Source organism: Pseudomonas sp. CFBP 5748 (genome assembly GCF_053850495.1).
On record NZ_JBSPTN010000004.1, the window covers coordinates 15,317 to 30,313 of the forward strand.

The following is a 14,997-nucleotide window of genomic DNA, read 5'->3' on the forward strand; positions in this document are numbered from 1 at the left end:
GAGAATGGGTGCTTCGGTCAAAGTTTCATCACCAGCATGCCAACCAGCACCAAGGCGCAAGCTAAGAGCCGCGGCCGCCCAAAAGGTTCTTTCAAGTAGCGCATGCCAAACAGTACAACCAGTATCACGCTGATCTCCCGCAGCGCCGCTGCTTCGGCGATCGACCCCAGTTGCATGGCCCACAGCACCAGAGCGTAGCTGAACAATACGCAGAATCCGACCGCCAACCCCAACCGCCACTGCTCGCGCCAAAACAGCAAGAACGCCGGTCGCTTGCCCACCAACGCCAGCAACGGAAACGGCCAGACGCTGAGCAGCGTGACCCAGACCAGGTAATCCAGCGGATGGGGCCAGCGCCGCAGGGCGTGACCGTCGATAAAGGTGTAGCAACCGATGCACAGGCCGATCAGTGCCACCACCGGTAGCATCGACCAGGGCAGCCGCTCGCCACCACCGCCCTGCCACAACAGGCATAGCATGCCGAACGGGATCAACAGAATGCCGATGATCTGCTGGCTCGTCAGCACTTCCCCGGCGAAGATCAACGTCAGGGCCAACACCACCAACGGCGACAGGCCGCGCATCAGCGGATAGACCAGCCCCAGGTCACCGACCCGATAAGCCTGGATCAGCAAATAGCGATACAGCAGCTCAAACGCCGCCGACGCCAGGATCCACGGCCAGATCTCCAACGGCGGCAGTGCCACGAAGCCCAGGGCCAACGCTCCAAACAGCAGCGCGACGCTGTCCATGCACGCCACCACCAGCAAACGCTCGGCGCTGAACTTGATCAGCGTATTCCACGCCGCATGCAACAGCGCCGCAACCAACACCAGGGCCGTTGCAAGCACGGCACGCTCCTTATTCCATCCAGAGAATTGATTCGCCATCCATCCGCAGCCGTTTATACTGCAAACCGACCACGCCGCACTCAGTTGCGCATACACCTATTCCAATAATTTCGCCGTTGCGCCGTTCACTCGAACCGGTGGTGCCGGCATGCGTATGCCTGATCAGAGCGTCAAGACTACAGACAGAGACCCTGCGCATGCCACTCGCCTTGCTTGCTTTGGCCGTCGCCGCTTTTGGCATCGGCACGACTGAATTCGTCATCATGGGCCTGTTGCCCGATGTCGCCCGAGACCTGGCCGTGAGTATTCCCCAGGCCGGGCTACTGATCACCGGCTATGCCCTGGGGGTGGTGTTCGGCGCGCCGATCCTGGCGGTCGGCACCGCCAACATGCCGCGCAAGGCGACGCTGCTGGGCATGACGCTGATGTTCATCCTCGGCAACGTGCTCTGCGCCCTGGCACCGAATTACGCCACGCTGATGGCCGCGCGCGTCATCACCGCGTTGTGCCATGGGGCATTCTTCGGCATCGGCTCGGTGGTAGCGGCCGGGCTGGTAGCGCCGAACAAACGGGCCCAGGCCATTGCAATGATGTTCACCGGCCTGACCCTGGCCAACGTGTTGGGCGTGCCGTTGGGCACGGCCTTGGGCCAATACGCCGGCTGGCGCTCGACCTTCTGGGCCGTGTCGGTGATCGGGGTGATCGCGGCCATCGCCCAATGGGTCTGGCTGCCCAAGGAAATCCCCATGGACAAGGCCAACCTGGCCAGCGAGTTCAAGGTGCTGGGCAAGGCCAACGTACTGCTGGCCCTGGGCATGAGTGTGCTGGCCTCCACCAGCCTGTTCAGCGTGTTCACCTACATCGCGCCGATCCTGCAGGACATTACCGGTGTCAGCCCCCACGGCATCACTATCATGCTGCTGTTGTTCGGCGTCGGCCTGACGGCGGGCAGTTTCCTCGGTGGGCGCTTGGCCGACCGACGCCTGCTGCCCTCGCTGGTGGGCATGGCCCTGGCTGTGGTGCTGGTGCTGGCCGCGTTCAGCCAGACCAGTCAATCGGTGATTCCGGCGGCGATTACCCTGGTGCTATGGGGCATCTTCGCCTTCGCCCTGTGCCCGATCCTGCAATTGCTGATCATCGACCAGGCCTTTGAGGCGCCGAACCTCGGCTCGACCCTGAACCAGAGCGCGTTCAATCTCGGCAACGCGGCCGGGGCGTGGATTGGCGGGTTGGTGGTGGCCAGTGGTGCGGATCTGGCAGATTTGCCGTGGACCGGTGCCTTCGTCGGCATGCTGACCGTACTGACGGCGCTGTACTTTATTTATCGTCAGCGTCGTCATGGCGTCCTGGTGGGTGCGGCCGACTAGGCGAGCCGCTCTCGCTACGCACCTGGGCATGGCTGAGCAATGCGAAGATGAAGCTGCCACCGATGATGTTCCCCGCCAGGGTCGGCGCGGCGAACACCATCCAGAAGTCCTCCCACGACAGCTGGCCGGCGAATACCAGGTAAGACACCTCGGCCGAGCCAACGACAATGTGGGTGAAATCCCCGAGCGCCATCAGGTAGGTAATCAGGATGATGATCCACATCTTGGCGCTTTCCATGGACGGGATCATCCAGACCATGGTGGCGATCATCCAGCCAGAAATGATGCCTTTGGCGAACATCTGGCCGGTGTCGTTTTCCATGACCTTGCGACCGATTTCCAGAAAGGCCTGGTCAGTGCGCTGGTCGAAAATCGGCAGGTGCAGCATCACGTACGCCACCAGCAAGGTGCCGCACAGGTTGCCCACCAGCACCACGCCCCATAGCCGAAACAACCGACCGAAATTGCCCAGCGTGGGCTTGCTCATGATTGGCAACACCGCGGTCAGCGTATTTTCGGTGAACAACTGCTGGCGGGCGAGGATCACCGCGAGAAAACCGGCGCAGTAGCCGAAACTGGCGATCACTTTAAAGCCTTCGTGGTCCGGCAGCCGGGAATTGAGCAACCCCATCGCCATCAGCGACAGGCCCATGGTCAACCCGGCCGCCAGGGCCGACCACCACAGCGCGGCGACACTGCGCTCCAGTTCCTGGTTGCCCTGGGTGCGGATGATCTCATGCAGCACCGCCGCTCGTGGCGGCTGGTTGCGGTCAACTTCGTGCTTTTCCTGTGCCGAAAGATCAGGGGTCTTACCGTCTTTTTGAGTGTCCATGGAGCTCCTGAACCGGTGGCGTGATGTACCTACGACACGCGGCGTTCGGAGCTGTTCAGTCTCCCACAGGGGATGGATGCCCCATGCCCCAGCCGAATTCATTGTGGGAGCGAGCCTGCTCGCGACTGGAGACACCGCCAATCTCACTGACCGGCAATGTCATCCTGGAACTGATCCTTGACGTACCTGATCTCGGTCCGGCCATGGGGCGCTGGCAAGCCGTCTTCACCAAGATTGACGAAAACCATCTTCTCCACGGTCAGGATGCTCTTGCGGGTGATTTTGTTGCGCACCTCGCAGGTCAGGGTGATGGAGGTGCGACCAAATTCGGTGGCGGTGATGCCCAGCTCGATGATATCGCCCTGGCGCGAGGCGCTGACGAAGTTGATTTCCGAGATGTACTTGGTGACCACGCGCTGGTTGCCGAGCTGGACGATGGCGTAGATCGCCGCTTCTTCGTCGATCCAGCGCAACAGGCTGCCGCCGAACAGCGTGCCGTTGGGGTTGAGGTCTTCGGGCTTGACCCATTTGCGGGTGTGGAAATTCATGTTCACTCCTGAGCGTCTGGCCAATGAATGGCTGCATCATGGCAGACCGGGCAGCCAGGCTCTACGTCGCGGCCCCTATAACGATCATCGGCAATTTTGATTTGCCGACAGAAACCCTTTTGGAAGATCCGATTAGCCCGTTATAATCGCCCCCGTTTTATCCGGTCCACGCTTTGGACCGTTCCCGCCACCTGTCCGAGGGGCGCTGCAGCAGGCTCGACCTGTCAGGCTCGGATGGGGCGTTGTTCGTACGGGGCTCCCCGCACGGACACTAAACGCACAACGGCGCCCATTCGCATACATTACGAATGGAGGCTCTTCATGAGCGCTGTTATTACGCCTGCAGATTTTACCGATTACAAAGTCGCCGACATGTCCCTGGCCGCCTGGGGCCGTCGCGAAATCATCATCGCCGAATCCGAAATGCCAGCCCTGATGGGCCTGCGTCGCAAATACGCCGGCGAGCAACCGCTCAAGGGTGCCAAGATCCTCGGCTGCATCCACATGACCATCCAGACTGCCGTGCTGATCGAAACCCTGGTTGCCCTGGGTGCCGAAGTGCGCTGGTCGTCCTGCAACATCTTCTCGACTCAAGACCAGGCCGCTGCCGCCATCGCCGCCGCGGGTGTTCCGGTATTCGCCTGGAAAGGCGAGACCGAGCAAGAGTACGAGTGGTGCCTGGAGCAAACCATCCTCAAGGATGGCCAGCCATGGGACACCAACATGATCCTCGACGACGGCGGCGACCTGACCGAGCTGCTGCACAAGAAATACCCGGCCGTGCTGGACAAAGTCCACGGCGTGACCGAAGAGACCACCACCGGCGTACACCGCCTGCTGGACATGCTGGCCAAGGGCGAACTGAAGATCCCGGCCATCAACGTCAACGACTCGGTGACCAAGAGCAAGAACGACAACAAGTACGGCTGCCGTCACAGCCTCAACGACGCCATCAAGCGCGGCACCGACCACCTGTTGTCGGGCAAGCAGGCGTTGGTGATCGGCTACGGTGACGTGGGCAAGGGTTCGGCCCAGTCCCTGCGCCAGGAAGGCATGATCGTCAAGGTGTCGGAAGTCGACCCGATCTGCGCCATGCAAGCCTGCATGGACGGTTTCGAGCTGGTTTCGCCATTCATCGACGGGATCAACGACGGCACCGAAGCGAGCATCGACAAAGCCCTGCTGGGCAAGATCGACCTGATCGTGACCACCACCGGCAACGTCAATGTCTGCGACGCCAACATGCTCAAGGCCCTGAAGAAACGCGCCGTGGTGTGCAACATCGGTCACTTCGACAATGAAATCGACACCGCTTTCATGCGCAAGAACTGGGCATGGGAAGAAGTGAAGCCACAGGTGCACAAGGTTCACCGCACCGGCACCGGAAGCTTCGACCCACAGAACGACGACTACCTGATCCTGCTGGCCGAAGGCCGCCTGGTTAACCTGGGCAACGCCACTGGCCACCCAAGCCGCATCATGGACGGTTCGTTCGCCAACCAGGTCCTGGCCCAGATCTTCCTGTTCGGCCAGAAGTACGCCGACCTGTCGCCAGCCCAGAAAGCCGAGCGCCTGACCGTGGAAGTACTGCCCAAGAAACTCGACGAAGAAGTGGCCCTGGAAATGGTCCGCGGTTTCGGCGGCGTGGTCACTAAGCTGACCAAGCAACAGGCTGACTACATCGGCGTCACCGTCGAAGGTCCGTTCAAGCCACACGCTTACCGCTACTGATCGGCTCTATTGCCTGCTCTCCCTGTGGGAGCGGGCTTGCTCGCGAAGGCGGTTCATCATTCAACATCGATGTCGCCTGATCCTCCGTCTTCGCGAGCAAGCCCGCTCCCACATTGGAATGCGCCAGGCTTCCAGCCCTACGAGTTTCCAAGGATATGACCATGTCCCAAGAACGTCGCTACAGCTTCGAGTTCTTCCCGACGAAGACCGATGCTGGGCATGAAAAACTGATCGCCACTGCCCGTCAGTTGGCCAGCTACAACCCCGACTTCTTCTCCTGCACCTATGGCGCCGGCGGTTCGACCCGTGACCGCACGATGAACACCGTGTTGCAGCTCGAAAGCGAAGTCAAAGTCCCGGCTGCCCCGCATCTGTCCTGCGTAGGCGACAGCAAGGACGACCTGCGTGGCCTGCTGACCCGATACAAGGCCGCAGGCATCAAGCGCATCGTTGCCCTGCGCGGTGACTTGCCCTCGGGCATGGGCATGGCCAGCGGCGAGCTGCGTCACGCCAATGACCTGGTTGAATTCATTCGTGAAGAGACCGGCGATCATTTCCACATCGAAGTTGCCGCTTACCCAGAGATGCACCCCCAGGCGCGCAATTTCGAGGACGATCTGCTCAACTTCGTGCGCAAGGCCAACGCCGGTGCCAACAGTGCGATCACCCAGTACTTCTTCAACGCCGACAGCTATTTTTACTTCGTCGAGCGTATCCGCAAGATGGGCGTCGACATTCCTGTCGTACCGGGGATCATGCCGATCACCAACTACAGCAAGTTGGCGCGCTTCTCCGACGCCTGCGGTGCGGAAATCCCGCGCTGGATCCGCAAGCAACTGGAAGCTTATGGTGACGACACGTCCAGCATCCAAAGCTTCGGCGAGGAAGTCATCACACAAATGTGCGAGCGTTTGTTGCAAGGTGGAGCCCCGGGGCTGCACTTCTATACCCTGAACCAGGCCGAAGCCAGCCTGGCGGTATGGAACAACCTCAAGCTGCCGCGTTAACAGCAAATACCGTGGTACAAAAGGCCCTGGTGAAAACCAGGGCCTTTTTTTATTCAGTCGTCGTGAGGCTCTTCGAGCCCGAATGGATATGTTTGCCTCGGGACGAATACCGCGAAGCCATCGATCTGCACCGACTGCAGGCAAAAGGCAACTAAGGCGCGAGCCAGAGCGCTCTAGCTATTTGAGGAGTTCTCGTCGTAACCTCAGGCCATGCCCGTTATTGCCCGGTTACTGACAGCCCTTCTCCTCTTGTGCCTGAGCATGACTGCCCGGGCCGAGAAGTTGCGCATTGTCACCGAAGCCTGGGCGCCGTATGTCTACGAAGAGAACGGCAAAATCCTCGGACTGGACTACGAAACCACGGCCATTGTGTTCAAGCGCCTGGGCATCGACGTGGAATGGCAGCTCCTGCCCTGGAAGCGTTGCCTGGCGATGCTGGAACAGGGATTGGCGGACGGCGCGCTGGACATTTTTCATAGCAATGAACGCGACACCATGCTGCTTTATCCCAGCGAACCGCTGTCAGACGTGGAGTTCGTGATGTTCTACGCCAACGCCCGCCCCCATCCGTTTCGCACGCTCGATGACCTGGGCGGCCTGACCATCGGCACGTCACCCGGTTATCTGTACAGCCAGGCGTTCAGTGAATCGCCCCTGTTCAAGCGTGAAACAGCGCCTACCCACGAAGCCAACTTCGGCAAGTTGCAACTGGGCCGGATCGACCTGCTCATCACTGACCGTCGGGTCGGCCGGCATGTGCTCGAGCAAATGCAGTTGGGCGACCAGATTACTGAAAACCCGACGGTCGTGAGCCGTCAAAGCCAATACCTGGCGGTACGGCGTAGCGCCGGGATGGATTTGCTGGTGCAACGCTTCGGCGCCGAACTCAAGCGCTTCAAACGCGAACCGGCCTATGCCGAGCTCAGTGCCCGCTATGGCGCCAGCCCGCTTGCCAAGGCTACGCGGCCCGACCCGGTCAACGCTGAAATAAACCGTTGAGCAGCAGGAAAGCGGCGCACGGCGTTTGCTCTGTTATACTCCGGCCTTCCCGCCAGGCTTACGCCCGGACGCCCGGTCTTGCAAAAGGCATCCCGACACCGCTACAGCGCAGCTTCCAGCCCGCGCGAGCCCTGTCCGGACCCGCCTTTGAGACTCGGCAGGACCGGACGGGATGACGTCTTTCATTATTGAACGTCGTTCGCGCCAGGCAAGACTATCCCATTGGGCCAGGCCCTCACTAAAACAGGATTACTCATGTCCTTTGCTTCCCTCGGTCTCTCCGAGGCTTTAGTCCGCGCCATCGAGGCCGCCGGCTACACCGAGCCTACCCCGGTGCAACAGCGGGCCATTCCCGCCGTGTTGCAAGGTCGCGATCTGATGGTCGCGGCGCAGACAGGCACTGGTAAAACCGGTGGTTTCGCCCTCCCGATCCTGGAGCGGTTGTTCCCCAACGGTCACCCAGACAAATCCCAGCGTCACGGCCCGCGTCAACCGCGCGTACTGGTCCTGACCCCAACCCGCGAACTGGCCGCCCAGGTACACGAGAGCTTCAAGGTCTACGCTCGCGACCTGAAATTCGTCAGCGCCTGCATTTTCGGCGGCGTGGGCATGAACCCTCAGGTCCAGGCCATGTCCCGTGGCGTCGACGTGCTCGTGGCCTGCCCCGGCCGCCTGCTGGATCTGGCCGGCCAAGGCAGTGTCGATCTGTCCCACGTGGAAATCCTCGTGCTGGACGAAGCCGACCGCATGCTCGACATGGGCTTCGTCCATGACGTGAAGAAAGTCCTCGCCCGCCTGCCCGCCAAACGCCAGAACCTGCTGTTTTCGGCGACGTTCTCCAAGGACATCACCGACCTGGCCGGCAAGCTGCTGCACAACCCGGAACGCATCGAAGTCACGCCGCCGAACACCACGGTCGAGCGCATCGAACAACGCGTATTCCGCCTGGCGGCCAGCCACAAGCGTGCCTTGCTCGCGCACCTGATCACCGCTGGCGCCTGGGAACAGGTCCTGGTGTTCACCCGTACCAAGCACGGCGCCAACCGCCTGGCCGAATACCTGGACAAGCATGGCCTGCCGGCCGTGGCGATCCACGGTAACAAGAGCCAGAATGCCCGCACCAAGGCCCTGGCCGATTTCAAGGCCGGCGAAGTGCGCATCCTGGTCGCCACCGACATCGCGGCCCGTGGCCTGGATATCGACCAGTTGCCCCACGTGGTCAACTTCGAGCTGCCGAACGTCGATGAAGACTACGTGCACCGTATCGGCCGTACCGGCCGGGCCGGTCGTTCGGGCGAAGCGATCTCGCTGGTCGCGCCGGACGAAGAAAAGCTGCTCAAGAGCATTGAGCGCATGACCAAGCAGAAAATTGCCGATGGCGACCTGATGGGCTTCGATGCCAGCACCATCGAGGCCGAGAAGCCTGAAGTGCGCGAACGTCCGGACGTGCGCAACCCGCGCAATGCCCGTGGCCCACGCGGCGACGGTCCGAATGGCGGCGGCGGTGGCGGCGGTCGTAAAGACAAAGGCAAGGACAAGGGCAAGGAAAAACCGGCCAGCAACAGCCGCGGTGAACGCCCGGCCCGCGAGCAGAAGCCTCGCGAAGGTACGCCAGCCCGTGAACAGCAGCGCCCGGCTCCCCGCGCCGCAGCTGATCGTGCCCCGGACGAGTTCCTGGACGACGATGTAGATAATTTCGGTAACCGCGTCGACTACGTGCCGCAGCAGAAACCGGCCCAAGGTCGCGGCCGTCGTCCAGGCGCCCCGGCACAGGGCGCGGGTGCAGCCGCTCCGCGTACTGGCCAGCCACAGGGTCGCCAGAACGGTCCACGCAACAGCAACGGCTCGTCCACCGGCACCCCACCGGCCAAGCGCAGCGGCCCACGCAACGGTGCTCCCCGTGACGGTCAGGCCCGTCGCGAAGACACCCGCCCGCGCCGCCCGGCCCGTGACGACCAACCTCGTCAGGAACCGGCCGTGCAGGCCCCCCGTGGCAACCAGCCGAAGATCATGCACAAGGAATCGAAAGCCGATCGCTTCCCGACGCCTGAGCAACTGGATCAACTGCCAAGCCGCCCACGGGGCGAGAAGCCGGCATTGCTGACCCGCAATCGCTGAGTTTTTCCAAGCTGTAAAAAAATGCCCCTGATCTCGCGATCCGGGGCATTTTTTTGAACGCCACAAATCTGCATGTGGGAGCGGGCTTGCTCGCGAAGAAGGTGTATCAGCCAGCATCGAATCGACTGACCCACCGCCTTCGCGAGCAAGCCCGCTCCCACAAGAGTTCTGTGTTGGCTGTTCGAGCTGAGACATGGCAATAAAAAACGCCCCTGATCGCAAGATCAGGGGCGTTTTTTTATCAGGCGCGAAGCTTACTTCGCTTTGACGCCTTCAAACGTGACGTACAGCTCGACCGCGTCAGACGCTGGGCCCAGGTCTTTCTGCTTGCCGAAGTCGGAACGCTTGATGCTGGTGGTGCCTTCGAAGCCAGCACGGTAGCCGCCCCATGGGTCCTTGCCTTCACCCAGGAACGTGGCCTTGACCACCACTGGCTTGGTCACGCCCAGCAGGGTCAGGTCACCGGTCACGTCCGCAGTTTCTTTGCCATCGGCGTTTTTACCGGTGGATTTGACGCTGGTGGAAACGAAGGTGGCCTTGCCGAACTTGCTCACGTTCAGGAAGTCGCCGCTGGCAATGTGCTTGTCACGTTCAGCGTGATTGGTGAATACGCTGGCGGTATTGACGTTGAACTCGATCTTGCTGGCTTCAGGCTTGGCGGCATCGAAGCTGAACTTGCCGTCGATATCCTTGAAGGTACCGGTGATGTAGCTATAGCCCAGGTGGCTGATCTTGAAGTCGACGAAGGCGTGCTGGCCTTCTTTGTCGACCACGTAGTCGGCAGCCATGGCCTGGCCGGCCGACAGCAGTGCAGAACCGATTGCCAGGGCGGCGAGCGTCTTTTTCAACATGCTTTCTATTCCTTTGGAGTCGAGGTTGAACATCAGGCTTGGCGCCCCAGCATGCGCTTGAGGGTCGCGTCACGATCGATAAAGTGGTGTTTCAATGCTGCCAACGCGTGAAGGCCGGAAAAAATGACCAGCGCCCACGCCAGGTACAGGTGAATCTGGCCAGCGACGTCTGCCTGATCGGGCAGTCCGGACACCAGCGCGGGTACTTCGAACAAACCAAACACCGGGATCCCGACACCGTCTGCGGTGGAAATCAGGTAACCGGCAATCATCACGGCGAACAACCCGAGATACAGGGCACGATGACCGAGCTTGGCGCCTGCACGGGTGAGGCGTCCGTAGGTTGGCAGGGTCGGCGGTGGCGGGCTGACAAAACGCCAGATCACCCGCAGCAACATGACCGCCAGCAGCACCAGGCCAATGCTCTTGTGCAGGTCCGGTGCGTCTTTACGCCAGGTGCTGTAGTAATCCAGGCCGACCATCCACAGGCCCAGCGCGAACAGTCCATACACCGCCAATGCAACGCCCCAGTGCAGAGCGATACTGACCCAGCCATAGCGAGAAGAAGAGTTGCGTAGCTGCATTGCTCATATCCTGTAAAAACTGCGACCAAGACTAGCGAGTTATCTATCGATTTAAAGCGGAAATTTTCGCTTTGAAATATCGAGAAATACGATCATCAGTCTGGAGGGGGTGGGTTAAGGAAAGATTAAATCGAATACGCTACGTAATGGCGGGGGTGGGCACCGATCGCGTGCTTGAGTAGGGCCTCATCGCGAGCGGGCTGCTTACGACGGTTTTATGTCATGAAATATCTGCGCTGGGCCCTATCCGTCTCTAATACTCAGGAAATCCTGATAGTTTGAAGTGCTAATTTACCGAGCACTCGGGCTTAAAGGGGTCGATCGTGCACTTGTACGCTAGCTGCGGATCTCTCTTTGGGATCATCGGAATTGTTAAAGGGTCCCTGCATTCGCCAGATACACACCCTGACAGTGCTACCAATATGATCATCGCTATTAGAGTTTTCATAAACGCTCCAGTTTTTTGAGGAGCCTAGGGCCTATGACCGGGTGCGCTCTATCACTTCCATCCTGTTAGCTGGTGGGAAGTTTCCGATATATCGCCGAAGCGTGTAGGACGATAGCGCTCGTTGCGCAACGCCGGGCTCTGGGCCGCAGCGTCAGTGCACGCCTAATGCTGGATAAAAAAAAGCGCGACCCGTGGGTCGCGCTTTTTTTGCGCCTGAACGTTACTGAACCTGGGTCTCAGGGGGCGTCGCCGGTTTGGCCACTGGCTTCTTCGCCGGCTCAGCCTTTTTTACCGGCGCCTTGGCCGGGGCTTTTTTGGCCGGGGTCTTGGCTGCCGGTTTCTTCGCTGGTGCTTTCTTGGCAGGCTGGGCTTTTACTGGGGCCACGGGCTTCGGCGCTTCTACCGGTGCAGGTGCCGGGGTTGGCGCTGGAGCAGGCGTCGGTGCTGGCGGCGCTACCGGCTCTGGTGCCTTCACCGGCTCCGGCTTCTTGTCGTCGTCCGAGCCACCAAACAGGTTGGTAAAGAAGTTGCCCTTCTTCGCCGCCACCGCACCGGCCGCTGCTGCCGTTGCAGCCGGAACGACCTTGGCCGGTTCAAACGACTTGCCCGCCGCCAGGTCTTCGACTTGGCTGGCTGCGCGTTGACCGCTGCGCAATGCGCCTTCCAGGGTGCCCGGGTACAAGGTGTCGGTGTGTTCGCCGGCAAAGGCTATGCGCTGCAATGGTTTTTCCCACAGGCGCCAGTATTTGCTGATCTGGCCCGGACCAAAGGCCAGGTATGCGCCGCCCATGGATGGGTCGGTGCTGTAGCGGCGGATTTCATAACCGGTGAATGCCCCACGTGCCTGTGGGTAAAACGCGTGCAGGCGGATCAGCACCTGATCGACCATCTGCTTGTCGCCGAAGGCCTGCATCACCCGGGCGTTGTCGCCGGACAGGTTGATGACCACGTTGGCGCCGCCCTTCATGGCCGGCTCGATCCACATCATGCCCAGGCCGGTGTTGCTGTAGATCTCGCCCGACATGCGCGCCTTGCTGTCCCAGACCGGGGTCTTGAACTTGAGCATGATCTGGTCGCGCCAGCCGTAGTTGGTCCCCTTGATCGCGCCTTGATGCTGGGCGTCCAGGGCCGGGGTCAGCTGGATCTTGTTCAGCGCGCGCAACGGCACGGCCAGCACCACGTAATCCGCCTGATAACCAACGCTGCCGACCTTGACGGTGACGCCGTCCTTGTCCTGGGAGATGGCCGATACCGGCGAGCTGGTCTTGATGATTTTCAGCTGTTTGACGAAGGCCTGGGCCAGCACCGGACTGCCGCCCAGCAGGCGCGAAGCCCGCAGGTCACGGTCGGACACACCGCGATAGACCCGGTTCTGTTGTGCGAAGTACAGCAGTGACAGGCGCGAAGGTTCATCGTAGCGGGTGCGAATTTCCTGGTTCACCAACTGACGCGCGGTGGCCGGCAGTTGCAGGCGGTCGAGCCAGTTGGACACGGTAATCTGGTCCAGCGAGTGCAACGTGCTGTTGGCCGCCGGGTTCTGCGGGTCTTCAATCGAGCGCGCCAGGTCGTCCACAGTGGTTTCATAGCGCTTGAGGGCTTCGGCCGTTGCCGGCTGCTTGGTCGCCAGGTCAGCGGCCGTGTAGTAGGTACCGTCGATCAGGTAGCTGGGGGTGCGCACGAATTCCGGGGCCGGCGTAGTGCTCAGCTTGAAGGTCGAGACGTACTTGTTCAGCACCGGCTGAGTCTTCTCGTTGCCGATCCACTCGCTGGTGGCCATGCCCGACCGACCGCCCAGGCTCGGCTTGGCTTCCAGCAGGGTCACGGCCCAGCCTTTGTTCTGCAGCTCATAGGCCGCCGTGAGTCCCGCCAGGCCGCCGCCAACGACGATAGCCGTCGGTTGCTTGTCCTTGGCCAGCGCCGAAACGCTGAACAGCCCTATCATCACCAGCGCACAGGCGCGCAGCCAACCAGCAGACATTCAACGAACTCCGGATTAACGTAGGAAATTTCAGTTTTCGAGCCAGGCGGCTCTCGGTTTTTCGAGCCCGGCGGCTCAGGGAACGGCGAAGAATACGTCAGCCATCAAAGCGCCGCCAGCGGCGTCTATCGCCTCGTTCAAAGTAGCGTGAAAGACACAATGGGTTGTCCCCAGGGCCGCCATTGCATAGGCTTGCGCGATTGTTTTGCCCGCGCTCGCCGCGAGCCGCCTCGAGGAGACTGTAAATGGGCCTGAATAACCAGTGGATGCAACGCGACCTCGCGGTGCTGTGGCATCCCTGCACCCAAATGAAAGACCACGAACAGCTGCCACTGATCCCCATCAAGCGCGGTGAAGGCGTGTGGCTGGAAGATTTCGAAGGCAAGCGCTACCTCGACGCCGTCAGTTCCTGGTGGGTCAACGTGTTCGGCCACGCCAACCCACGTATCAATCAGCGGATCAAGGATCAGGTCGATCAACTGGAGCATGTGATCCTCGCCGGCTTCAGCCATCAACCGGTGATTGAACTGTCCGAGCGCCTGGTGAAGATGACACCCGAGGGCCTGACCCGGTGCTTCTACGCCGATAACGGCTCGTCCTGCATCGAAGTGTCGATGAAAATGAGCTTTCATTACTGGATCAATCGCGGCCGGCCGGACAAAAAACGCTTCGTCACCCTGAGCAACAGTTACCACGGCGAGACCATCGCGGCGATGTCTGTGGGCGATGTACCACTGTTCACTGAAACCTACAAAGCGCTGCTGCTGGACACGATCAAGGTGCCCAGCCCCGACTGCTACCACCGCCCTGAAGGCATGGGTTGGGAGGAGCATTCACGCAACATGTTCGCCGCCATGGAGCAGACCCTCGCCGAGCACCACGACACCGTTGCGGCGGTGATCGTCGAGCCGCTGATCCAGGGCGCCGGCGGCATGCGCATGTATCACCCGGTGTACCTGAAACTGCTGCGCAAGGCCTGCGACCGCTACGGCGTGCACCTGATCCACGACGAAATCGCCGTCGGCTTCGGGCGCACCGGGACGATGTTCGCCTGCGAGCAGGCCGGTATCACCCCGGACTTCCTCTGTCTGTCCAAGGCGCTGACTGGCGGCTACTTGCCACTGGCGGCGTGCGTGACCACCGACGAGGTCTACAGCGCGTTCTACGACGACTATCCGACCCTGCGAGCCTTCCTGCATTCCCACAGCTACACGGGCAATCCACTGGCCTGCGCGGCGGCCCTGGCGACGCTGGATATATTCGAAGAAGACAACGTCATCGAAAACAACCAGGCCCTGGCCCAGCGCATGGCGAGCGCCACCGCGCACCTGGCAGACCACCCGAACGTCGCCGAGGTGCGCCAGACCGGTATGGTGCTGGCGATCGAGATGGTCAAGGACAAGGCCAGCAAAACCGCCTACCCATGGCAGGAGCGTCGCGGCCTGGCGGTGTTCCAGCATGCCCTGGAACGCGGCGCGTTGCTGCGCCCGCTGGGTAGCGTGGTGTATTTCCTGCCGCCGTATGTGATCACCCCGGAGCAGATCGATTTCCTGGCAGAAGTGGCCAGCGAAGGCATCGACATCGCCACCCGGGACAAGGTCAGTGTGGCGGTACCGAAGGATTTTCATCCCGGCTTCCGTGATCCGGGCTGACGACAACTTTCCCTCGCCACAACGACACTCC

11 protein-coding genes, 1 pseudogene and 1 riboswitch are annotated in these 14,997 nt (G+C 61.1%); of the genes and pseudogenes, 6 read left to right on the plus strand and 6 right to left on the minus strand.

Annotation, left to right across the window (positions count from 1 at the left end):
- Positions 1-17: 17 nt before the first annotated feature.
- On the minus strand, positions 18-851 hold the full coding sequence (locus tag ACWNZ1_RS10070; RefSeq protein WP_456027620.1) for an EamA family transporter: 834 nt from the start codon (positions 849-851) through the stop codon (positions 18-20).
- 197 nt (positions 852-1,048) lie between these two features.
- Between ACWNZ1_RS10070 and ACWNZ1_RS10075 the strand changes: the two genes are divergently transcribed.
- Complete coding sequence (locus ACWNZ1_RS10075) at positions 1,049-2,218, plus strand: MFS transporter (protein WP_135847587.1); 1,170 nt, start codon at positions 1,049-1,051, stop codon at positions 2,216-2,218.
- On the opposite strand, the gene ACWNZ1_RS10080 is transcribed toward ACWNZ1_RS10075, so the two are convergent.
- Together ACWNZ1_RS10080 and ACWNZ1_RS10085 are read right to left on the minus strand one after the other, a co-directional pair.
- Positions 2,169-3,050, minus strand: a complete 882-nt coding sequence (locus tag ACWNZ1_RS10080; protein WP_135847588.1) for a formate/nitrite transporter family protein — start codon at positions 3,048-3,050, stop codon at positions 2,169-2,171. The genes ACWNZ1_RS10075 and ACWNZ1_RS10080 overlap by 50 nt on opposite strands.
- 143 nt (positions 3,051-3,193) lie before the next feature.
- The gene (locus ACWNZ1_RS10085; protein WP_135847589.1) at positions 3,194-3,598 is read right to left on the minus strand and encodes an acyl-CoA thioesterase; all 405 of its coding nucleotides are present in this window, start codon (positions 3,596-3,598) and stop codon (positions 3,194-3,196) included.
- 191 nt (positions 3,599-3,789) lie between these two features.
- A riboswitch (S-adenosyl-L-homocysteine riboswitch) is annotated at positions 3,790-3,896 on the plus strand.
- Between the two features lie 23 nt (positions 3,897-3,919).
- Here ACWNZ1_RS10085 and ahcY point away from each other — a divergent pair.
- The 4 genes and pseudogenes from ahcY to ACWNZ1_RS10105 all read left to right on the plus strand — a co-directional run bounded on the left by ahcY (position 3,920) and on the right by ACWNZ1_RS10105 (position 9,453).
- On the plus strand, positions 3,920-5,329 hold the full coding sequence (ahcY, locus tag ACWNZ1_RS10090) for an adenosylhomocysteinase (protein WP_135847590.1): 1,410 nt from the start codon (positions 3,920-3,922) through the stop codon (positions 5,327-5,329).
- Between the two features lie 161 nt (positions 5,330-5,490).
- A complete protein-coding gene (gene metF, locus ACWNZ1_RS10095) occupies positions 5,491-6,336 on the plus strand; it encodes a methylenetetrahydrofolate reductase [NAD(P)H] (protein ID WP_135847592.1) in 846 nt (281 codons plus the stop codon).
- A gap of 210 nt (positions 6,337-6,546) precedes the next feature.
- Positions 6,547-7,357: pseudogene (locus ACWNZ1_RS10100) on the plus strand (substrate-binding periplasmic protein); the annotation flags it as partial.
- Between the two features lie 233 nt (positions 7,358-7,590).
- Positions 7,591-9,453 (plus strand): DEAD/DEAH box helicase, encoded by a 1,863-nt coding sequence (locus ACWNZ1_RS10105; protein ID WP_135847594.1) that lies wholly within the window; start codon positions 7,591-7,593, stop codon positions 9,451-9,453.
- A 254-nt stretch (positions 9,454-9,707) separates the two neighbouring features.
- On the opposite strand, the gene ACWNZ1_RS10110 is transcribed toward ACWNZ1_RS10105, so the two are convergent.
- The 3 genes from ACWNZ1_RS10110 to ACWNZ1_RS10120 all read right to left on the minus strand — a co-directional run bounded on the left by ACWNZ1_RS10110 (position 9,708) and on the right by ACWNZ1_RS10120 (position 13,314).
- A complete protein-coding gene (locus ACWNZ1_RS10110; RefSeq protein ID WP_135847595.1) occupies positions 9,708-10,304 on the minus strand; it encodes a YceI family protein in 597 nt (198 codons plus the stop codon).
- A gap of 32 nt (positions 10,305-10,336) precedes the next feature.
- Complete coding sequence (locus ACWNZ1_RS10115; RefSeq protein ID WP_135847596.1) at positions 10,337-10,888, minus strand: cytochrome b; 552 nt, start codon at positions 10,886-10,888, stop codon at positions 10,337-10,339.
- Between the two features lie 668 nt (positions 10,889-11,556).
- A complete protein-coding gene (locus ACWNZ1_RS10120; RefSeq protein ID WP_135847597.1) occupies positions 11,557-13,314 on the minus strand; it encodes a flavin monoamine oxidase family protein in 1,758 nt (585 codons plus the stop codon).
- 245 nt (positions 13,315-13,559) lie between these two features.
- Between ACWNZ1_RS10120 and ACWNZ1_RS10125 the strand changes: the two genes are divergently transcribed.
- On the plus strand, positions 13,560-14,966 hold the full coding sequence (locus ACWNZ1_RS10125; RefSeq protein WP_265072483.1) for an adenosylmethionine--8-amino-7-oxononanoate transaminase: 1,407 nt from the start codon (positions 13,560-13,562) through the stop codon (positions 14,964-14,966).
- Positions 14,967-14,997 lie beyond the last annotated feature (31 nt).